This is a genomic window from Youhaiella tibetensis (assembly GCF_008000755.1).
In the GTDB taxonomy this organism is placed as follows: Bacteria; Pseudomonadota; Alphaproteobacteria; order Rhizobiales; family Devosiaceae; genus Paradevosia; species Paradevosia tibetensis.
In genome coordinates, this window is the sequence record NZ_CP041690.1 from 4,240,966 (window position 1) to 4,258,473 (window position 17,508).

General features: G+C 64.6%; 23 protein-coding genes. 9 read left to right on the forward strand and 14 right to left on the reverse strand.

Going from position 1 to position 17,508, the window contains the following annotated elements:
* Positions 1-4: 4 nt before the first annotated feature.
* The 3 genes from sdhD to FNA67_RS20770 form a co-directional block, all read right to left on the reverse strand.
* The gene (sdhD, locus tag FNA67_RS20760) at positions 5-385 is read right to left on the reverse strand and encodes a succinate dehydrogenase, hydrophobic membrane anchor protein (protein WP_049706967.1); all 381 of its coding nucleotides are present in this window, start codon (positions 383-385) and stop codon (positions 5-7) included.
* Between the two features lie 4 nt (positions 386-389).
* The gene (gene sdhC / locus FNA67_RS20765; protein WP_049706968.1) at positions 390-779 is read right to left on the reverse strand and encodes a succinate dehydrogenase, cytochrome b556 subunit; all 390 of its coding nucleotides are present in this window, start codon (positions 777-779) and stop codon (positions 390-392) included.
* A 176-nt stretch (positions 780-955) separates the two neighbouring features.
* A complete protein-coding gene (locus tag FNA67_RS20770) occupies positions 956-1,324 on the reverse strand; it encodes a hypothetical protein (RefSeq protein ID WP_147658003.1) in 369 nt (122 codons plus the stop codon).
* A gap of 177 nt (positions 1,325-1,501) precedes the next feature.
* Here FNA67_RS20770 and FNA67_RS20775 point away from each other — a divergent pair, with 177 nt between their 5' ends.
* Positions 1,502-2,080, forward strand: coding sequence for an NUDIX domain-containing protein (locus tag FNA67_RS20775; protein ID WP_210246407.1), 579 nt, complete (start codon positions 1,502-1,504; stop codon positions 2,078-2,080).
* Here FNA67_RS20775 and FNA67_RS20780 read toward each other — a convergent pair.
* Entirely contained in the window at positions 2,077-2,286 is a 210-nt protein-coding gene (locus FNA67_RS20780; RefSeq protein WP_049706970.1) for a DUF1737 domain-containing protein, read from the reverse strand. The genes FNA67_RS20775 and FNA67_RS20780 overlap by 4 nt on opposite strands.
* Before the next feature lie 73 nt (positions 2,287-2,359).
* Here FNA67_RS20780 and FNA67_RS20785 point away from each other — a divergent pair, with 73 nt between their 5' ends.
* The 3 genes from FNA67_RS20785 to FNA67_RS20795 all read left to right on the forward strand — a co-directional run bounded on the left by FNA67_RS20785 (position 2,360) and on the right by FNA67_RS20795 (position 4,126).
* A complete protein-coding gene (locus tag FNA67_RS20785) occupies positions 2,360-3,001 on the forward strand; it encodes a carbonic anhydrase (protein ID WP_049706971.1) in 642 nt (213 codons plus the stop codon).
* A 156-nt stretch (positions 3,002-3,157) separates the two neighbouring features.
* Positions 3,158-3,466, forward strand: a complete 309-nt coding sequence (locus FNA67_RS20790; RefSeq protein WP_049706972.1) for an EF-hand domain-containing protein — start codon at positions 3,158-3,160, stop codon at positions 3,464-3,466.
* Positions 3,467-3,886: 420 nt separating this feature from the next.
* Positions 3,887-4,126: an EF-hand domain-containing protein gene (locus tag FNA67_RS20795; RefSeq protein ID WP_049706973.1), complete on the forward strand. Its 240-nt coding sequence runs from the start codon at positions 3,887-3,889 to the stop codon at positions 4,124-4,126.
* Between the two features lie 48 nt (positions 4,127-4,174).
* On the opposite strand, the gene FNA67_RS20800 is transcribed toward FNA67_RS20795, so the two are convergent.
* Both FNA67_RS20800 and FNA67_RS20805 read right to left on the reverse strand, forming a co-directional pair.
* The gene (locus FNA67_RS20800; RefSeq protein ID WP_147658004.1) at positions 4,175-5,056 is read right to left on the reverse strand and encodes an EamA family transporter; all 882 of its coding nucleotides are present in this window, start codon (positions 5,054-5,056) and stop codon (positions 4,175-4,177) included.
* Between the two features lie 78 nt (positions 5,057-5,134).
* A complete protein-coding gene (locus tag FNA67_RS20805) occupies positions 5,135-6,175 on the reverse strand; it encodes an aspartate-semialdehyde dehydrogenase (RefSeq protein WP_049706975.1) in 1,041 nt (346 codons plus the stop codon).
* 333 nt (positions 6,176-6,508) lie between these two features.
* Here FNA67_RS20805 and FNA67_RS20810 point away from each other — a divergent pair, with 333 nt between their 5' ends.
* Positions 6,509-7,699 carry a BaiN/RdsA family NAD(P)/FAD-dependent oxidoreductase gene (locus tag FNA67_RS20810; protein ID WP_147658005.1) on the forward strand — a complete coding sequence of 397 codons (1,191 nt, stop codon included), beginning with the start codon at positions 6,509-6,511 and terminating at the stop codon, positions 7,697-7,699.
* Between the two features lie 3 nt (positions 7,700-7,702).
* Here the strand turns inward: FNA67_RS20810 and FNA67_RS20815 are convergent, their stop codons facing one another.
* Entirely contained in the window at positions 7,703-8,260 is a 558-nt protein-coding gene (locus FNA67_RS20815) for an acyloxyacyl hydrolase (protein WP_049706977.1), read from the reverse strand.
* A gap of 71 nt (positions 8,261-8,331) precedes the next feature.
* Positions 8,332-8,850 (reverse strand): acyloxyacyl hydrolase, encoded by a 519-nt coding sequence (locus tag FNA67_RS20820; protein WP_170267384.1) that lies wholly within the window; start codon positions 8,848-8,850, stop codon positions 8,332-8,334.
* A gap of 199 nt (positions 8,851-9,049) precedes the next feature.
* Between FNA67_RS20820 and FNA67_RS20825 the strand changes: the two genes are divergently transcribed.
* The gene (locus FNA67_RS20825; RefSeq protein WP_147658006.1) at positions 9,050-10,060 is read left to right on the forward strand and encodes an LLM class flavin-dependent oxidoreductase; all 1,011 of its coding nucleotides are present in this window, start codon (positions 9,050-9,052) and stop codon (positions 10,058-10,060) included.
* 65 nt (positions 10,061-10,125) lie between these two features.
* Here FNA67_RS20825 and leuB read toward each other — a convergent pair whose 3' ends face one another.
* A complete protein-coding gene (gene leuB, locus FNA67_RS20830) occupies positions 10,126-11,226 on the reverse strand; it encodes a 3-isopropylmalate dehydrogenase (RefSeq protein WP_147658007.1) in 1,101 nt (366 codons plus the stop codon).
* Positions 11,227-11,337: 111 nt separating this feature from the next.
* A complete protein-coding gene (locus FNA67_RS20835) occupies positions 11,338-12,603 on the reverse strand; it encodes a Glu/Leu/Phe/Val family dehydrogenase (RefSeq protein WP_147658008.1) in 1,266 nt (421 codons plus the stop codon).
* 184 nt (positions 12,604-12,787) lie between these two features.
* On the opposite strand from FNA67_RS20835, the gene FNA67_RS20840 reads away from it, so the two are divergent.
* On the forward strand, positions 12,788-13,171 hold the full coding sequence (locus tag FNA67_RS20840; protein WP_049706981.1) for a hypothetical protein: 384 nt from the start codon (positions 12,788-12,790) through the stop codon (positions 13,169-13,171).
* Positions 13,172-13,207: 36 nt separating this feature from the next.
* Here the strand turns inward: FNA67_RS20840 and FNA67_RS20845 are convergent, their stop codons facing one another.
* From FNA67_RS20845 to FNA67_RS20860, 4 genes are read right to left on the reverse strand one after another with little or no spacing between them, the layout of a single operon-like run.
* Entirely contained in the window at positions 13,208-13,597 is a 390-nt protein-coding gene (locus FNA67_RS20845) for a RidA family protein (protein ID WP_147658009.1), read from the reverse strand.
* 22 nt (positions 13,598-13,619) lie between these two features.
* Positions 13,620-14,225 carry a 3-isopropylmalate dehydratase small subunit gene (gene leuD, locus FNA67_RS20850; protein WP_049706982.1) on the reverse strand — a complete coding sequence of 202 codons (606 nt, stop codon included), beginning with the start codon at positions 14,223-14,225 and terminating at the stop codon, positions 13,620-13,622.
* 12 nt (positions 14,226-14,237) lie between these two features.
* A complete protein-coding gene (gene argC / locus FNA67_RS20855; RefSeq protein ID WP_280176988.1) occupies positions 14,238-15,248 on the reverse strand; it encodes an N-acetyl-gamma-glutamyl-phosphate reductase in 1,011 nt (336 codons plus the stop codon).
* 34 nt (positions 15,249-15,282) lie between these two features.
* Positions 15,283-15,747, reverse strand: coding sequence for an SRPBCC family protein (locus FNA67_RS20860; RefSeq protein WP_049706983.1), 465 nt, complete (start codon positions 15,745-15,747; stop codon positions 15,283-15,285).
* A gap of 110 nt (positions 15,748-15,857) precedes the next feature.
* Here FNA67_RS20860 and deoD point away from each other — a divergent pair, with 110 nt between their 5' ends.
* The gene (gene deoD / locus FNA67_RS20865) at positions 15,858-16,568 is read left to right on the forward strand and encodes a purine-nucleoside phosphorylase (protein WP_049706984.1); all 711 of its coding nucleotides are present in this window, start codon (positions 15,858-15,860) and stop codon (positions 16,566-16,568) included.
* A 129-nt stretch (positions 16,569-16,697) separates the two neighbouring features.
* Positions 16,698-17,480 carry an ATP-binding cassette domain-containing protein gene (locus FNA67_RS20870; protein ID WP_147658011.1) on the forward strand — a complete coding sequence of 261 codons (783 nt, stop codon included), beginning with the start codon at positions 16,698-16,700 and terminating at the stop codon, positions 17,478-17,480.
* The last annotated feature ends 28 nt before the right edge of the window (positions 17,481-17,508 follow it).

A 17,508-nucleotide genomic window follows, 5' to 3' on the forward strand; every position in this document is an offset into this window, starting at 1 on the left:
GGCACTAACCCCAGAGAGCGATCTTGGCGATGGCGAGGACGCCGATCACGGCGATCGCCAGGCAGAAGAAATTGTTGAGCAGCATGGTGAGCGAGTGCAGGCGCGGATCATCGATATAGTCCTCGATGACCTCCTGCATGCCGATGCGCATGTGGACGCAGACATTGATCACCAGCAGCGCCGTGACGATGGCCACGAACGGGTTGCCGATGACGGCCAGCATCTCTGCACGGTCAGCCCCGGCCAGGCGGACCACCAGCCAGATGAAGAAGATGGTGAAGGCAATGCCGAGCGCCCCGGTGAGGCGCTGGGTGATGAAGTGCCGGGTGGCGAGCTTGCCCGAGCCGTAATGGCTCTTGGGATTGGAAATGACGCTCTTGTCCATTGGCTTACCCCCTGAACCAGACGAAGACGGCCCAGACCACCAGGGTCAGGATCACCGAGCCGATGAGATTGGCCCAGGCGATGGCCTCGCGCTGACCGGGCTCGAGCCCGTGGATTGAGTCCCAGATGAAGTGCCGGATGCCGCCCAAGAGGTGCTGGAACAGCGCCCAGGTGGCCAGGAACAGCACGAGCTGGCCGAACCAGCTGCCATAGATGAAGGTCACCACGCCGAGCGGCCCCTCGCCCCAGGCGCCGGCGACGAGCCAGGCCACGAGCAGGATGGTACCGGCATAAAGCGCCATGCCGGTGCCGCGCTGGACGATCGACATCGCCATCGTAATGGTGAAGCGGTAGATTTGAAGGTGCGGAGAAAGAGGGCGCGGACGCGTAGTCATGAAGCCTCGCTCGGAGGTCGGCCGGGGATATGGCCGACGCAGTCTGGAACGGTTCGAGACTTCTAGTACCCTCAAGGGCGTTCGTCAAAGCCTCCTATGTCCGTCTTAGGTCTAACCTATGAAGGAAATGCAAGCGGCGGCCGCCAATCGGGGCGGACCGCCATCGAAAACGCGCCTTACTTGCTCTTGAGCGGCAGGTTGGGATTCTGGAAGCCGCCGCCGCCCTTCTTCTTGACCGGGCCGCCATTGCCGTTTCCGGCCAGCGCCTCGGCATCGGGCAGGCCCAGCAGGCGATCGACGACGAGGAGCCGGCGGCCATCCCAGCGGCAGTCGGCGCGGATCGATTCGAAGCTGCAGGCGACCGAAACGCCGGCCGCGTGGCAGACCGCGCCCTCATCGATCAATTCGAGCAGACCGCCATTGCGATCGCAGCGGTTCTCGAAATTGCCCGACGAGAGGAGGGTCGACTGAGTTCCCGCCAGGGCGGCGGTGGAAAGACCGGCCGACAGCACGCCGGCGAGAGCGACAAGAGAGAGGATACGCATTCAGGTGTTCTCCATTTTCCTCGGCGATCCGCCTGGACCGCCTGCAATGGAGCGCCCTGATAAGGACCGCCCGCCCAATCCGCCCTGAACCGGTCGTTTAACCGTGGTTCAGCTTGCCCTGTTGTATCGGCGCGCTTTTGGGACTACCTCGCGCGGGAGTTCAAGCTGGAGCCGGCCGTGTCCGAAAACGTCAAGATCCTCTCCCGATCCATGCTGGCCAAGGGCTGGGGAACGCTGAGCGAAACGCATCTGGAAATGCGGCGCCGCGACGGCACCTGGCAGGCGATGACGCGCGAAACCTACGACCACGGCAACGCCGCCGCGGTGCTTCTGTGCAACCCGCAGGCCGGCAATGTCGTCCTCACCCGCCAGTTCCGCTACCCGGTGCTGCACAATGGCGACCCGGCCTGGTTGCTCGAAGTCTGCGCGGGCCTGCTCGACGGGGACACTCCCGAAACCTGCGCCCGGCGCGAATCGGAAGAAGAGACCGGCTATCGCCCCACCGCCCTCATCCACGCCTTCGTTGCCTATGCCAGCCCCGGCTCGGTGACCGAAAAGCTCGACTGCTTCATCGGGCTCTACGACGAAGGCTCACGCGTCAATGACGGGGGCGGCCTCCATCACGAGGGCGAGGACATCGAGGTGATCGAGATGGCCTTCGAGGAAGCGTTCGGCCTGATCGCGAGCGGGGAGATCATCGACGCCAAGACCATCATGCTGCTCCAGCACGCCGCGCTCTCCAAGATCTTCGGCTAGACGTAGTCGACCAGCTTCTTGTCCGGATCGTAGGGCTGCTCGCTCACCTGCTTGGTGACGGCCTGCCCGCAGCGCATCTTCATGGTGGCGCCGTCGAACGCGTAGGAGGGCGATCCGTGGAGGGTCCAGCCCTCCGAAAGCGCCTTGGTTACCTTGTGGCAGAAGGCCGAATCGTCTTCCCCGGTCAAGAAACGATAAATCTGCATCGCTATCCCTTGCATTTCGCCTATGTGGCGATTGCTGTTGATCCGGCGGTTACTTACCGCTAATTCAACCGTCATGCATCGTTTTCCCGCGTTTCTGCTCAACGGCTATTCCAACTTCATGTCGGGCCGCTATGCCCGCGAGGAAGAGCGCTATCGTGACCTGGCCAAGGAAGGCCAGAGCCCCACGGCCATGATCATCGCCTGCTGCGACAGCCGCGCAGCCCCCGAGACGATCTTCGACAGCGGGCCGGGCGAATTGTTCGTCCTGCGCAACATCGCCAACCTGGTGCCGACCTACCAGCCGGACGCCAACCTGCACGGCACCTCGGCGGCCATCGAGTTCGCGGTCAAGCAGCTCGAGATCAAGGACCTGATCGTGATGGGCCATGGCCGGTGCGGCGGTATCCATGCCGCGCTGAACCTGGATAGCGCCGCCATCAAGCAGTTCGACTTCGTGGGCAATTGGGTGAGCCTGCTCAACCCCGTGGCCGACCAGGTCAACAAGAACTCCTGGATGACCGAAGGAGAGCGCCGCACCGCGCTCGAGCGCATCTCGATCCGCCATTCGATCGGAAACCTGCGCACCTTCCCCTTCATCAAGGCCCTCGAGGACGAGGGGCGCCTGGCTCTGCACGGCGCCTGGTTCGACATTTCGACCGGCGAATTGTGGCTCATGGACCCCGATACCGGCGATTTCGACCGGCCCGAAATTTAACGGCGCCGCTAAGGTTCCAGCACTTTTTGTTGATTTGCATAGGGCAACTCCCCTGCAATGGGGACGTTCATCGGCTGTGGTCGAAAACGACCGCCCCGCAGGCCGGATCCTCCCCCTGGCCGGCGGCTTCAAATGCAAAAACAAAAGGTTAGAGCCATGAACAAGATCATGCTGACGACAGCGGCAGCCCTCGTGCTCAGTGCTGGTGCCGCCCTTGCTCAGACTACGCCCGATTTCGCTACCACCGACGGCGACAAGAGCGGTGAGGTCTCCTGGGAAGAGCTGCACGTGCAGTACCCGCAGGTGACCGAGGAAGAATTCAAGAACGCCGACGCCGACAACAGCGGCGGCCTGAACGAAGAAGAATTCGTCAAGGTTGCCACCCCGGGCACCGGCTCGCTGACCTCGGACACCCCCAAGGATGGCGAGAGCCAGAACGAGGCGACCACCCCGCCGGCCCAGTAACGCCGGTCAAAGGCCTTTCATTTCGGAAGCCGCGCCCACCGCGCGCGGCTTCTTTTCGTTGTCGCGCCCCCGCGCTCCAGTCACGCCTCGCAGCGCTTTCAGGCTCACGCTGCCGTGATTGCCTTGTTACTGCCGCTTCTTGGAAAGGCCAGCGCCACACCCTCTCTCAACGCGCGCGATTTGTGCTGCACAAAAGGCGTTATCAGCCGAATTATTTGGCATAACTATCTGGAATAACTGATTATTCTAGTTCGAGCGCCAGCCACGAAAACATCCGAATCTTTTCCCGATTCCGCCGCGATTTCTGCCTTTGGCAGTCACAATCCCCGATCACGATTTCAATCACGGTTCGCAGGGAGCGACCGTCAGCTGCGTCGATGGACGGGGCTGCTTATAACCAAAAACACAGGGACTATTCCCATGAAGAAGATCCTCATCTCGGTTGCTGCTCTGGCTCTCGCTACCTCGGGTGCCTTCGCTCAGAACACCGTCGACATCACGACCGTCGATACCGATGGCAATGGCACGGTTTCCCTCGCCGAAGCCCAGGCTGTCTGGAAGGATCTGACCGAAGACGCATTCAAGGCCGCCGACGCCGATGGCTCGGGCGAGCTCTCCGCTGAAGAGCTGGCCAGCCTGCCGGCCCCGGCTGCTCAGTAAGCTTGTCAGCCGACTAGCAATGAGGCCGCTCCTCCGGGGCGGCTTCTTTTATTGGGCGGGTGCGAGCCGGCGCAGCATCCTGGGCCCGAAGACGTTGAGCAGCAGCCCGGCAAAGACCAGCCCGCTCCCCAGCACCTCGATGAGGCTGAGCGGCTCGCCCAGGATCGCCACCGCGCTCGCCATCCCCACGATCGGCACCAGCAGCGAGAACGGCGCCACCACGCTCGCCGGATAGCGTCCGAGCAGGTAGCTCCAGAGCCCATAGCCCATGAGCGTGGCGCAGTAGCCCAGGAACGCGATGGAGCCGACGGTGCGCAGGCTCATATGGGTGAGCCCTGCCATCATGGCGTCCGGTCCTTCGAGAAGGAGGGAGAGCGCCAGGAGCGGCAATGGCGGCACCAGGCTCCCCCAGACCACGAAGGCGAACATGTCGACCTTGCCGGCCTTTTTGGTGGCGATATTTGAAACGCCCCAGAAAAAGGCGGCGCCCACCGTCATCAGCAGCGGCACCAGCGCCGCCCCTTCGAGCCGCTCGAGCGCGATGACCCCGATGCCGGCAAAGGCAATGACAGCGCCGGCCAGCTGCGGCACGCCCGGACGCTCGCCCAGGAACAGCACCGCCAGCGCAATGGTGAAGAAGGCCTGGACCTGCATGACCAGCGAGGAGAGCCCCGCGGGCATGCCGAGGTGGACGGCCGAGAACAGCAGCCCGAACTGCAGCACGCCCACCGCCAGGCCATAGACCAGCAGCACCGGCAGCGCCACCTTGGGCGGCTTGACCAGCAACACCGCCGGAAAGGCAGCCGCGAGGTAACGCAGCGCCGTCAGCAGCAGCGGCGGCATCTCCTCCACGCCCCATTTGATCGCCACGAAATTGAGCCCCCAGATGACGACGACGAAGAGGGCGAGCAGGATGTCGCGCGCAGACATGGCGGCAGGTACCTTCACGGATGGACCGAAAAACAACGGGGCCCGAAGGCCCCGTCCTAGCTTTGCATCTGGCGGCGATCAGGCCGCGGCCCTGGCGGCCAGCCCCCGCTCGATGAGGGTTTCGGCGATCTGGATGGCATTGAGCGCGGCGCCCTTGCGCAGGTTGTCCGAAACCACCCAGAGCACGAGCCCGTTCTCAACCGTCACGTCCTCGCGGATGCGCGAGACATAGGTGTCGTATTCGCCGACCGATTCGATGGGGGTGGCGTAGCCGCCCGCCTCGCGCTTGTCGATGACCGAGATCCCCGGCGCCTCGCGCAGGATTTCGCGGGCCTCGTCGGCCGAGATCGGGTTCTCGAATTCGAGGTTGATGGCTTCGGAGTGACCGACGAAGACCGGCACGCGCACGCAGGTGGCGGTGACCTTGATCTTGGGATCGACGATCTTCTTGGTCTCGGCCGTCATCTTCCACTCTTCCTTCGTGTAGCCGTCTTCCATGAACACATCGATGTGCGGAATGACGTTGAAGGCGATCTGCTTAGAGAACTTGGCCGGGGTCGGCGTGTCGTTGACGAAGATGCCCTTGGTCTGGGCCCAGAGCTCGTCCATGCCTTCCTTGCCGGCGCCGGACACCGACTGGTAGGTCGAGACCACCACGCGCTTGATCTTGGCGGCATCGTGCAGCGGCTTGAGCGCCAGCACCATCTGCGCGGTCGAGCAATTGGGATTGGCGATGATGTTGTTGCGCTTGGGATTGGCGAGGAACGCGTCGAGCGCCTGCGGGTTCACTTCCGGAACCACCAGCGGCACGTCAGAGTGATAGCGCCAGTAGCTGGAGTTATCGATGACGATGGCTCCGGCCGCCCCGATCCGCGGCGCCCATTCCTTGGCGACGCTCGAGCCGGCCGACATGAAGACGAAATCGACCCCGCTGAAGTCGAAATTCTCCAGGTCCTTGCACTTGAGCACACCGTCCCCATAGGAGACTTCGCGCCCGATCGAGCGCGAGGAGGCGAGCGCCACCACTTCGTCGGCCGGGAACTTGCGTTCGGCCAAGATATTGAGCATCTCGCGGCCCACATTGCCTGTGGCTCCGACGACTGCAACACGATAACCCATGGGACTTCCGGTCCTTTTGCCTTGTCTTACCCCCCGCGCGGCACCGCCGCGGCCCATTAGGCTCTGCCTCTCCCCGGCGGGAGACGGCCCGGGGACAGGTCTAGGCGGTTTTGGTGGTTTTGGTAGTTTTCGGACGGGCGCGCAGGAAATCGCCGCGGCTTGCGCCTGCGATCGCGTTCTCCAGCATGTCGAAATTGCCGCACATCAAAGCGAGCGTCCGTCTGATCCGTCGGGTGCTACATACGCTCAAATGACAAAGAGTCAATGAACTCGCGTAGCGCCGCACCTTCTAGCACGCTTGCGCTTTGTCCGCAAAACCCGCAATGAGGCGCCATGAGCCACTACGACATCGTCATTCTGGGCGCCGGCGCTGCCGGCATGATGGCCGCCATCGAGGCGGGCAAGCGCGGCCGCAAGGTGCTGATCGTCGATCACGCCGCCGATCCGGGCGAGAAGATCCGCATCTCGGGCGGCGGGCGCTGCAACTTCACCAATGTCAACGCCACCACCGCCACCGGCCGCGAGCGCTTCCTCTCGCAGAACCCCCGCTTCGCCCTCTCCGCCCTTGCCCGCTATACGCCCGAGCACTTCATCGCCCTGGTGCGCAGCTACGGCATCGCCTTCCATGAAAAGACCCTGGGCCAGCTCTTCTGCGATGGTCCCTCGACCCAGATCATCAACCTGCTGGTCCAGGAGATGGCCGGCGCCGGGGTCACGCTCAAACTGCGCTCGAGCCTCGAGCGCGCCGAAAAGACCGAAGCCGGCTTTGCCCTGGTGCTCTCGGACCAGGCGGTGAGCTGCGAAAAGCTCATCGTCGCCACGGGCGGCAAATCCATCCCCAAGATGGGCGCCACCAGCCTGGGCTACCAGCTCGCCGCCCAGTTCGGCCTGCGCGTCACCGAGACCCGCCCGGCCCTCGTGCCGCTGACCTTCGCCGAACAGGTGCTCGAGCCCCTGCGCGAACTCTCGGGCGTTTCGACCAACGCCGTGGTCTCGCACGGCAAGACCCGCTTCGAGGAAGCGCTGCTCTTTACCCATCGCGGCCTCTCCGGCCCCGCGATCCTGCAGGTTTCGAGCTATTGGCGCGAGGGCGACGCCATCGCCATCGACCTCGTGCCCGGCCTGGACATGCTCGCCGCGCTCCGGCAGGCCCGCAAGGCGACGCCCAAGCTCGCCATCCAGACCGTGCTCGCCAGCCACCTGCCCAAGCGCCTCGCCCAGCTCATCGGCGAAGAACTCGACCTGCCCGGCATGATCGGGGATTTTTCGGACGCCAAGTTCGAAAAGGTGGTCGCTGCGGTCAAGGCCTGGACGCTCAAGCCCGTCGGCTCGGAAGGCTATCGCACCGCCGAAGTCACCCTGGGCGGCATCGACACCCGCGACCTCGATTCCAAGACCATGGAAGCGCGCCAGGTGCCCGGCCTCCATTTCATCGGCGAAGTGGTGGACGTGACCGGCTGGCTGGGCGGCTACAACTTCCAGTGGGCCTGGGCCTCCGGCTTCGCGGCCGGCCAGGCGGCCTGACCCCTAGAACTTGAAGCCCAGCCGCAGCCCGATATTGCTCAGCCCGTCATTGTACTCGCAGTACCCGTTGTTGGACGTGTGCTCATAGGTGAGGGTCATGGTGGTATTGGCGCTGAGATTGGCCCCTAGCCCGAACGATTCATAAAAGCCCACGCGGCACCCGAACCGGCGGTGCGGCAGGCTGGTTTCGCCCAGCGAACCGGTATTGATGGCCGCGCCGAACCCGGCTTCGAGATAGAAGGTATCGCCCAGCGGCAATTGCCAGAGCAGGCCGGCATGGGCAATCGAATCGAGCCCCTGCATGCTCACCGTCGCCCCGATGCGCGGACGCGGCGAGCCGATCCAGCGGAAGGCATCGACTTCGGGCGAGCGGAAGATGACGTCAAAGCTGAGGTCGGTGATGCCGTTGAAGCGGTAATTCTCGGAAGTGAAGGGCAGGAAGCCGTTATAGGCGTCGTGCGACTGCACGCCCACGCGCACCTCGGACAGCCCGAAATCCTGCGCCTGCGCGGAAACGCAGCACAGGCACAGTCCCGCAAGACCGAGCCATACTCTCTTCATACGCCACCCTCATCGCCGACCGCATTCGGCAGGGGATAGAAGAAATCCGGCTTTTTCGCGCCGGCCGCGATCTAGAACTTGAAGCCGAGCCTGACGCCGAGATTGGTCAGCCCGCGATTGTCGTCTCCACAGAGCCCCGCATGGGAGGCATGTTCGGCCGTCACCATGATCGAAGCGTTGGTGGTGAGGTTGGCGCCGACACTGACCGCTTCGTGGAACAGCACCGGGCAACCCAGGCTTCGCGCCGGGGCGACGGCATCGTGGAGCGCCCCGTTATGGACCGCGGCGCCGAACGCACCTTCCACGAAGAAGGTTTCGCCCAGGGGCACCGTCCAGGAAAGGCCGGCATAGGCCATCGATTCGCCGCCGTTGAGATTGACCGTCGCGCCGACATGGGGCCGCACCTGGCCCAGCCAGATGAAGCTGTCGAGCTGAGGCATGGTGAACAACGCCTCGAAATTGACGTCCTCGATGCGATTGAGATGGAAGCCGTCGCTGCCATCCACGCTATGGCCGAAAATGCCGCCACGCACCTCGACACCGCCCAGCGCCTGGGCGCTGGCGGGCGTCGCCACGGCAAGAGTGCTCAACAACAAGAACGCTACTGAAATCGGTCGAAGCATCTTCTGCCCCAGTCATGTTGGCGTAATGAACGCATGGGTGGCCGGCCCTGTCAAACCCGACCTCCGGCCAAGCGCCTGATTTCACTCAGGGTGAGGCTTTCAGGTTGCTCTTCATCGGTTAATGCCGATATATGAACGTAGTTAGTTCAACAATCATTGAACCGTCATGGCCCCCATCATCCCGCTGTCCCTGCTCGACCTCGCTCCCATCGCGGAAGGCACGAACACGGCCCAAGCCTTTGCCGAGACCGTCCGCTTTGCCACGACCGGGGAAGCGCTCGGCTATACGCGCCTCTGGTATGCCGAGCATCACGGCATGCCCTCGATCGCCTCGTCCTCGCCAGATATTCTCATCGCCAGCGCCGGCGCCCATACCAGCGCCATCCGCGTCGGCTCGGGCGGGGTGATGCTGCCCAACCACGTGCCGCTGCGCGTCGCCGAGGATTTCCGCACGCTCGAAGGGCTCTATCCGGGGCGCGTCGACCTGGGGATCGGCCGCGCCGGGGGCAGTGACGGGCGCACGCTCCAGGCGCTGCGTTCCTTCGGCGGCGAGCATTTTTCCGAGCAGCTCGCCGAGCTCCTGGCCTTCGATACCGAGAGTTTTCCGCAGGGCCACCCATTCGGGGCCGTGCGCGTCGTTCCGGACAACATCGCCCTGCCCCCGATCTGGCTGCTGGGATCGAGCGGCGCCAGCGCCAATGCGGCCGGACAGATGGGCATGGGCTACGCCTTTGCCGCCCATTTCTCGGCCACCCCGCCCAAGCCGGCTTTCGATGCCTATCGCGAAGGGTTTGTACCCTCGGCGCAATTTCCCGAGCCGCACACCATCGTCTGCCTGTCGGTGGTCTGCGCCCCGACCGATGAGGAAGCGCAGTTCCTCTCCGGTTCCCAGGAGCTGAGCTGGGCGCTGTTCCACTCGGGCCAGGCCCGCAAGCTCATCGCTCCCGAAGAGGCAGCGGCCCACGCCTATACCCCCCATGAACGCGCCATCATCGAGAACCAGCGCCCGCTCTGGATCGTCGGCTCGCCCGAGACGGTCAAGCGCAAGATCCTCGAAAAGATCGAGGGCACCGGCGCCAGCGAAGTGATGATCGCCACCACCATCCACAGCTACGACCTGCGCCTGCGCTCGATTGCGCTCTTGGCCGAAGCCTTCGGGCTCGAAAAGCGCGGCTAGAAACGCGAAGCGCGGGACACCCACCAGGCATCCCGCGCTCCCCAATCGATAAAATTCTGACGAAATCAGGCCGCGAGCTTGGCCAGGATGGCCGCGCCCATCTCCTCGGTGCCCACGGTCTTCTTGCCGTCCTGAGCGATGTCGCCGGTGCGCAGGCCATCGGCCAGGACGCCGGCGATGGCGGCTTCGAGCTTGTCGGCCAGCTCGATCATGTTGAACGAATAGCGCAGCGCCATGGCGAAGCTGGCGATCATGGCGATCGGGTTGGCAATGCCCTTGCCGGCGATGTCGGGAGCCGAGCCGTGGACGGGTTCGTAAAGCGCCTTGCGCTTGCCGGTCGCGGCATCGGGCGCCCCCAGCGACGCCGACGGCAGCATGCCGAGCGAACCGGTGAGCATGGCCGCCGCGTCCGAAAGGATGTCGCCGAAGAGGTTATCGGTGACCATGACGTCGAACTGCTTGGGATTGCGCACCAGCTGCATGGCGGCGTTGTCGGCCAGGATGTGCTCGTACTTGATGGCCGGGAAATCCTTGGCGACGCTGGCGACCACTTCGCTCCAGAGCACGCCCGACTTCATGACGTTCTTCTTGTCGGCCATGTGCACCTTCTTGGAACGGGTGCCGGCGAGGTCAAAGGCGACGCGGGCGATGCGGTCGATCTCGTAGGTCTCGTAGACCTGGGTATCGACGGCGCGCTTCTGGCCGTTGCCGAGATCGGTGATCTCCTTGGGCTCGCCGAAATAGACGCCTCCGGTGAGTTCGCGCACGATGAGGATATCGAGTCCTTCCACCAGCTCGCGCTTGAGCGAGGAGGCGTCGGCCAGCGCCGGGTAGCAGATGGCCGGGCGCAGGTTGGCGAAGAGACCCAGATCCTTGCGCAGGCGCAGCAGGCCCGCTTCCGGGCGCACTTCATAGGGAACATTGTCCCACTTGGGGCCGCCCACCGCGCCGAAGATCACCGCGTCGGCCTTGAGGGCCTTGGCCATGTCCTCTTCGGAAATCGCCGCACCGTGCTTGTCATAGGCGCAACCGCCCACCAGCCCCGTGTCGGTGGCGAAGTCGGTCTTGCCGTTGGCATTGAGCCAGTCGATGAGCTTTTGCACCTCGGCCATGATTTCAGTGCCGATGCCGTCGCCGGGCAAAAGGAAGAGGTTCTGGGTGGCCATAGGCAAGCGTCCTTGGGAATTTGAGTAGGGCTAGTTACAGCGATGGGGGCCTCCCGGGCAAGACCGGGAGACCCCCATCGCGTTCGGTCGGGGACTTTTTTCGCCTGCCGGTCAGCTGGCGAAGAACGGCTGGGTGCCGTGCGCCTCGATGGCGGTCGAGAGCCGACCGAGGGCGTGCACATAGGCCGCGGTCCGCGCCGTGACCTGGCGCTCGCGCGCAATCGTCCAGATCGCCCGCCCCTCGCGCTCCATGATCTTCCTGAGCCGCGCATGGATCTCCTCGAGATCCCAGTAATAGCCCTGCCGGTTCTGCACCCACTCGAAATAGGAGACGGTGACGCCCCCGGCATTGGCGAGAATGTCGGGAAGGACCACGATCCCGCGTTCCTCCAGGATCTTGTCGGCATCGGGCGTGACCGGGCCGTTGGCGAGCTCGAGCACCACCTTCGCCTTGATGGAAGCGGCGTTGCCGACCGTGATCATGTCCTCGAGCGCCGCCGGAACCAGCAATTCGCAATCGACCCCGACGAGGTCTTCGGCCGGAATGACCCGGGCGCCCAGCACGCCGGCAAGCGCGGCGACCGACTGGCCTTCGGCCTTGCCCGCGATGAGCTTTTCGACATCGAGGCCAGCATCGGAATGGATGGCGCCCGAGGAATCGGAAACCGCCACGATCCTGTGGCCGTCTCCTGCGGCAAGTCTGGCGTAGAACTGGCCGGCGTTGCCGAACCCCTGGATGGCCACGCGCATGTTTTCGCCCAGGCCCAGCTCGCCTGCGAGATGGCGCACGAGGTAGTAGCCGCCGCGCGCCGTGGCGTCGTTGCGGCCGAGCGAACCGCCCAGCGCGATAGGCTTGCCGGTGATGACGGCCGGGGAGACCTCGCCCACGATCTGGCTATATTCGTCGGCCATCCAGCCCATGATCATGGCATTGGTATAGACGTCGGGCGCCGGAATATCCCGGTTGGGGCCCACGACCTTGGCAAAGGCCTGCATATAGGCGCGCGACAGGCGTTCGAGCTCGCTCTTGGAGAGCGTGCGCGGATCGACGCGCACCGCGCCCTTGCCCCCGCCATAGGGCAGGTCCATCACCGCGCATTTGAAGGTCATCCAGAAGGCGAGCGTCTCGACCTCCTCTACGGTCGAGTCGGGATGGAAGCGGATGCCGCCCTTGGTCGGCCCGCGCGTATCGTCATAGCGGCAGCGCCAGGCCAGGAAGGACTTTCGCGAGCCGTCGTCCATGCGGATCATCAGCCGCATCTTGGTGGTTTCGCGCGGATATTTGAGTTTCTCGATGACGTCCGGATCGATCTGCAAATGGCTCGCCGCCGCCTCCAGGCGGACAAGAGCACGGTCTAGCAAGCTGTCATCGGACATTTCGGCACCCTCATTTGATGATACATTAGGCATCATGCGCAATAATAAGGCGTGATACGTGCCACAGCATTTTGACTAGGGCAACAAGGCTGACGCAATTTGGCGCACATTTGTGCAACCGGCCTATTGACGGTGCAGCTTTCCGGCCTAGAGTGAAGAGCGCTGATCGCTTTCGAGACGTGCCTTGCTCACCTCCGCCCCGCTGCCCGACATCCTCATCAATTCGGACGACTACAACCGCGTCATGCTCCTGGCCGAGCGGGTCAGCGGCCACATGCCGTATGTGTCGTCCTACCTGGTGCGCGAGCTCAGCCGGGCCGATGTGTGCCAGCCCTGGGATCCGGCAGGCGTCTCCATGGGCCACCGCGTGCGTTTCCGGCTCGACGACGAGCCGATCCAGCGCCTCGGGCGCCTGACCTATCCGCGCGGCGTGGTGCCGGCCAAGGGCGACGTGCCGATCCTGGGCGCGGTGGGCGCCGCGCTCATCGGCATGCACCGCAACGCCACCATCGAGTGGATGGACAATGGCCGCCTGCGCACGCTCACGGTGCTCGATTACGGGTGGTAGGGCTGGAGCCGGGCGGAACCCGAGCCCTCGCCGTCATCAGGATCTGCCGGCCCCGATCCGGGCGGTGACCTCGATCTCGACCTTCATCGCCTCTTCGATCATCTGGGCGATGACCATGGTGGCGGCAGGGCGAATGTCCTTGAAGACCGGGCCCACCGCGGCGACCACCGCGCTCACATAGGAGCGGTCGCCGACATAATAGGTGACGCGCACGACGTCCGAAATGTCCGAACCGAGCTCGCCGAGCGCCTTGCCTATGGTCGCCAGCGCATTGGACGCCTGGGCGCCCACGTCCTCGGGCATGGTCATGGTCGCGTAGTCGTATCCCGTGGTGCCCGAGACATAGACCGTGTCCTCGTGCCGAACGGCCCGGCAATAGCCGAAAGTGGCTTCAAAGGGCGAGCCGGTCGAAACGCGCTGCACCATGGCCCGCCCCGGTGTAAGCGGCTCAGATCCAGGGGCGCTCGGCCGCCATCTTGGTCTCGAAGCCACCGATCTGGGTGTCGTGCTTGAGCGTCGAGGCGATGTCGTCCAGCCCTTCGAGCAGGATGTGCTTGCGGGCCGGGTCGATGTCGAAATGCAGCGTGCCGCCGTCCGGTCCCTTGATGGTCTGGCTTTCCAGGTCGATCGTGAGCGTAGCGTTCGAGCCGCGCTCGGCATCGTCGAGCAGCAGCGCCAGTTCCTCGGGCTTCACCACCAGCGGCAGGATGCCGTTCTTGAAGCAGTTATTGTAGAAGATGTCGGCAAAGCTGGTCGAGATGACGCAGCGGATGCCGAAATCGAGCAGCGCCCAGGGGGCATGCTCGCGGCTCGAGCCGCAGCCGAAATTGTCGCCCGCGATGATGATCTGGGCGCCGCGATAGGCCGGCTTGTTGAGGATGAAATCCGGGTTCTCGGTGCCGTCCTCGTTATAGCGCATCTCCGAGAACAGCGCCGTGCCCAGACCCGTCCGCTTGATGGTCTTCAGGTACTGCTTGGGGATGATCATATCGGTGTCGATATTGATGATCGGCAGCGGCGCGGCGACGCCGGTCAGCGAGGTGAACTTGTCCATTCGCCAAAACTCCTAAGCAGCAAGGCTGGTGGCCGCGTCGACCCCCAGCATGAGATTGAGATTCTGCACGGCCGCGCCCGAGGCGCCCTTGCCGAGATTGTCGTAGACCGCCACCAGGATCGCCTGGGCCTTCTCGTCACTGGAGAAGACGTGCAGGCGCATGCGGTTGGTGTTGTTGTAGCTCTCCGGGTCGAGCTCGGCGGTGCGTTCGACAGCGGCCAGCGGGGCCACTTCCACGAAGCTCGAAGGGAGGCCGGCATAATAGTCGGCAATGGCCGCGTGGAGCTGGGCGCCCGTCGGCACCTTGTCGAGGATGCCGAGCTGGAGCGGCACCGCCACCAGCATGCCCTGGGAGAAGTTGCCCACCGACGGCATGAACAGCGGCACGCGCGTCAGCTCGGCGTATTTCTGCATCTCGGGCAGGTGCTTGTGCTTGAGAGTGAGGCCATAGGGCATGAACTCGGGCGCTTCGTCGCCCTTGCTTTGGTAATCCTCGATCATGGCCCGGCCGCCGCCCGAATAGCCGGTGACGCCGTTGACGGTGACCGGGAAATCGGCCGGCACCAGCCCCGCCTCGACCAACGGGCGCAGCATGGCGATCGGCCCCTGCGGCCAGCAGCCCGGATTGCACACGCGCCGCGCCGAGGCGATGACGCCGGCCTGCTCCCGGCTCAGCTCGGCAAAGCCATAGGCCCAGCCCTCGGCCACGCGATGGGCGGTCGAGGCATCGATGACCTTGGTGGTGTCGTTGGTGATCAGGCTCACGCTCTCCCGGGCCGCATCGTCCGGCAGGCACAGGATTGCCACGTCGGCAGCGTTGAGCAGCTCGGCGCGGGCCGCAACGTCCTTGCGGCGCTCGCTGGGAATGGAGAGCAGTTCGAGGTCGCGGCGACCGACCAGGCGCTCGCGGATCTGCAGACCCGTCGTACCCGCTTCGCCGTCGATGAAAACCTTTGCGACCATCATATGTCTCCGCATTCCCAAGAGCCAAAGAACGGAAATACCGGCGCAGCCCGAAAAGATGCGCCGGTTTCAATGAACCACCCTGAAAGCGAGGTCAAGAACCGCTTTGTTCAAGCCATTGCGCCAGGGCCGCCAGCATGCGCTCCCAACCGCGCTCGGTGCGGGCGCGATAAGGCTCCCAGACGGCATCCATCTCGTGAAAGAGCGTGGCCACGCACCCCGTTCCGGCCGGCTCGAGGATCAGCGTCACCAGCGAGGTATCGGCCTCTTCCTCCTCGGGCGAGGTCCACCAGGTGAAAGCGAGCTTGCTGGGCATGTCGAGGGTCCGGTATTCGCCCCAGGACACCGCCTCGCGATCGGCCCGAAAATCGGAAAAGGCGAAGCGCCCGCCGACCCGCGCATCGATCTCGACCCGCCCCATTTCCCCGCTGAGACCGGCGCTGCGCAACGACGCCGCCATCCACTCGCGCACGCTGACCGGGTCGAGCCAGGCCTCCATCACCCTCTCGGGCGGCACGGCGAACCTTTGCGTGACCTTCGCTTCGATGGTTCCGGACATGGGATCGGGCCTCCGCCTCGGCCAAATCGGCCGCCCCAAGCGAACCGCAATTGACGCGGCAAAGTCAATCCGGGCAGTGTCTGGCTCGACCTGAACGAGAGGCTCTGCCAATGACCCCGCACAACAGTGCCAAGGCCGGCGACTACGCCCCGGCCGTCCTGCTGCCCGGCGACCCGCTGCGCGCCAAATGGATCGCCGACAATTTCTTCGAGGACGCGCGCGAGGTGAATGCGGTGCGCAACTGCCTGGGCTTCACCGGCACCTGGAAAGGCAAGCCCGTCTCGGTGCAGGCCACCGGCATGGGCCAGCCCTCGCTCTCGATCTATGTGCACGAGCTCATCAACTTCTATGGGGTCAGGAACCTCATCCGCGTGGGCACCTGCGGCGGCCTGGCCGAAAAGGTCAAGGTGCGCGACCTCATCATCGCCCAGGGCGCCACCACCGACTCCACCCTCGTCAAGGATGCCTTCGGACCCTACAATTTCGCGCCCATCGCCGATTTCGACCTGCTGCGCGCCTGCGTGGCGCGGGCGGAGGAGGCGGGGTTGCCCTATCACGTGGGCAACATGGTCTCCTCGGACATCTTCTATCACGACGATGGCCTCAAGTCGTACGAGGCGGTGATCCGGCACGGAGCGCTCGGCGTCGAGATGGAGGCCGCCGCCCTCTATACGCTGGCCGCCCGCTTCGGCGTCCGCGCCCTGGCCGTATGCACCATGACCGATAGCCTGGTGACCGGGGAAGCCCTCTCGGCGGCCGACCGCCAGTCCTCGCTCACCGACATGGTGACCCTGGCGCTCGACGTCGCCATCGCCGCCTGAACCACCCTGCAAAGGGGCGGCACGCCGCCCCTAACCCCTCCCGGCGCCTTCATTATTCATTTGACGCCCGCTCTTTCCCACGCATACGCTTCCCCATCAGTGGGATCGTTACTCGAGGGGAAAGAGTAGATGACCACCCGCCCGCCGCTCCTGGAGCTGGTCGACATCACCAAGAATTACGGGGCCATAGAGGCCCTGCGCGGCATCAGCTTTTCGGTGGGCCGCGGCGAGGTGGTGGCGCTGCTCGGCGACAACGGCGCGGGCAAATCCACCCTCGTCAAGATCATCGCCGGCGGCCTGCAGCCGAGCTCTGGCCACATGGTCTTCGAGGGCCGGCCCTATAGCGCCAACTCTCCGGCCGAAGCCAAGGCCCATGGCATCGAGACGGTCTACCAGGACCTCTCGCTATGCACCAATGTCGACGTGGTCGCCAATTTCTTCATGGGGCGCGAGCTCACCAGGAAGGTCCTGGGCATCCCGGTGCTCCAGGAGCGCGAGATGGAGGCCGCCGTCGCCAAGGCCATGGCCAGCGCCGGCACCAGGATCCCCTCGCTGCGCACCAAGGTCGAGCATCTCTCGGGCGGCCAGCGCCAGGCCATCGAACTCAACCGGTTCGTGCACTGGGGCGGCAAGCTCGTGCTGCTCGACGAGCCCTTCGCGGCCCTCGGCGTCGAGCAGACGCGGCGCGGGCTCGAAATGATCAAGAACGTCGCCGCCCAGGGCATCGGGGTGATCATCATCACTCATATCATGCCCCAGGCCTTCCAGGTGGCGGACCGCATCGTGGTGATCCGCCAGGGCCTGGTGGCCGGCGACGTCGCCACTGCCCAGACAAGCCCCGACGCCGTGGTCAGGATGATCACCGGCGAATCCTTTGCCGGTGCCGGGCCGGCCGTGGAGCGATCGGCTTAAGCCAATCCCGGCAACAAGCAGTCAGGAG

What these genes read in the sequence shown, in the direction of transcription:
- sdhD (WP_049706967.1), bottom strand. Translation starts at nt 385, where the DNA reads ATGGACAAGAGCGTCATTTCCAATCCCAAGAGCCATTACGGCTCGGGC.
- sdhC (WP_049706968.1), bottom strand. Translation starts at nt 779, where the DNA reads ATGACTACGCGTCCGCGCCCTCTTTCTCCGCACCTTCAAATCTACCGC.
- FNA67_RS20770 (WP_147658003.1), bottom strand. Translation starts at nt 1,324, where the DNA reads ATGCGTATCCTCTCTCTTGTCGCTCTCGCCGGCGTGCTGTCGGCCGGT.
- FNA67_RS20780 (WP_049706970.1), bottom strand. Translation starts at nt 2,286, where the DNA reads ATGCAGATTTATCGTTTCTTGACCGGGGAAGACGATTCGGCCTTCTGC.
- FNA67_RS20785 (WP_049706971.1), top strand. Translation starts at nt 2,360, where the DNA reads ATGCATCGTTTTCCCGCGTTTCTGCTCAACGGCTATTCCAACTTCATG.
- FNA67_RS20790 (WP_049706972.1), top strand. Translation starts at nt 3,158, where the DNA reads ATGAACAAGATCATGCTGACGACAGCGGCAGCCCTCGTGCTCAGTGCT.
- FNA67_RS20795 (WP_049706973.1), top strand. Translation starts at nt 3,887, where the DNA reads ATGAAGAAGATCCTCATCTCGGTTGCTGCTCTGGCTCTCGCTACCTCG.
- FNA67_RS20800 (WP_147658004.1), bottom strand. Translation starts at nt 5,056, where the DNA reads ATGTCTGCGCGCGACATCCTGCTCGCCCTCTTCGTCGTCGTCATCTGG.
- FNA67_RS20805 (WP_049706975.1), bottom strand. Translation starts at nt 6,175, where the DNA reads ATGGGTTATCGTGTTGCAGTCGTCGGAGCCACAGGCAATGTGGGCCGC.
- FNA67_RS20810 (WP_147658005.1), top strand. Translation starts at nt 6,509, where the DNA reads ATGAGCCACTACGACATCGTCATTCTGGGCGCCGGCGCTGCCGGCATG.
- FNA67_RS20815 (WP_049706977.1), bottom strand. Translation starts at nt 8,260, where the DNA reads ATGAAGAGAGTATGGCTCGGTCTTGCGGGACTGTGCCTGTGCTGCGTT.
- FNA67_RS20825 (WP_147658006.1), top strand. Translation starts at nt 9,050, where the DNA reads ATGGCCCCCATCATCCCGCTGTCCCTGCTCGACCTCGCTCCCATCGCG.
- leuB (WP_147658007.1), bottom strand. Translation starts at nt 11,226, where the DNA reads ATGGCCACCCAGAACCTCTTCCTTTTGCCCGGCGACGGCATCGGCACT.
- FNA67_RS20835 (WP_147658008.1), bottom strand. Translation starts at nt 12,603, where the DNA reads ATGTCCGATGACAGCTTGCTAGACCGTGCTCTTGTCCGCCTGGAGGCG.
- FNA67_RS20845 (WP_147658009.1), bottom strand. Translation starts at nt 13,597, where the DNA reads ATGGTGCAGCGCGTTTCGACCGGCTCGCCCTTTGAAGCCACTTTCGGC.
- leuD (WP_049706982.1), bottom strand. Translation starts at nt 14,225, where the DNA reads ATGGACAAGTTCACCTCGCTGACCGGCGTCGCCGCGCCGCTGCCGATC.
- FNA67_RS20860 (WP_049706983.1), bottom strand. Translation starts at nt 15,747, where the DNA reads ATGTCCGGAACCATCGAAGCGAAGGTCACGCAAAGGTTCGCCGTGCCG.
- deoD (WP_049706984.1), top strand. Translation starts at nt 15,858, where the DNA reads ATGACCCCGCACAACAGTGCCAAGGCCGGCGACTACGCCCCGGCCGTC.
- FNA67_RS20870 (WP_147658011.1), top strand. Translation starts at nt 16,698, where the DNA reads ATGACCACCCGCCCGCCGCTCCTGGAGCTGGTCGACATCACCAAGAAT.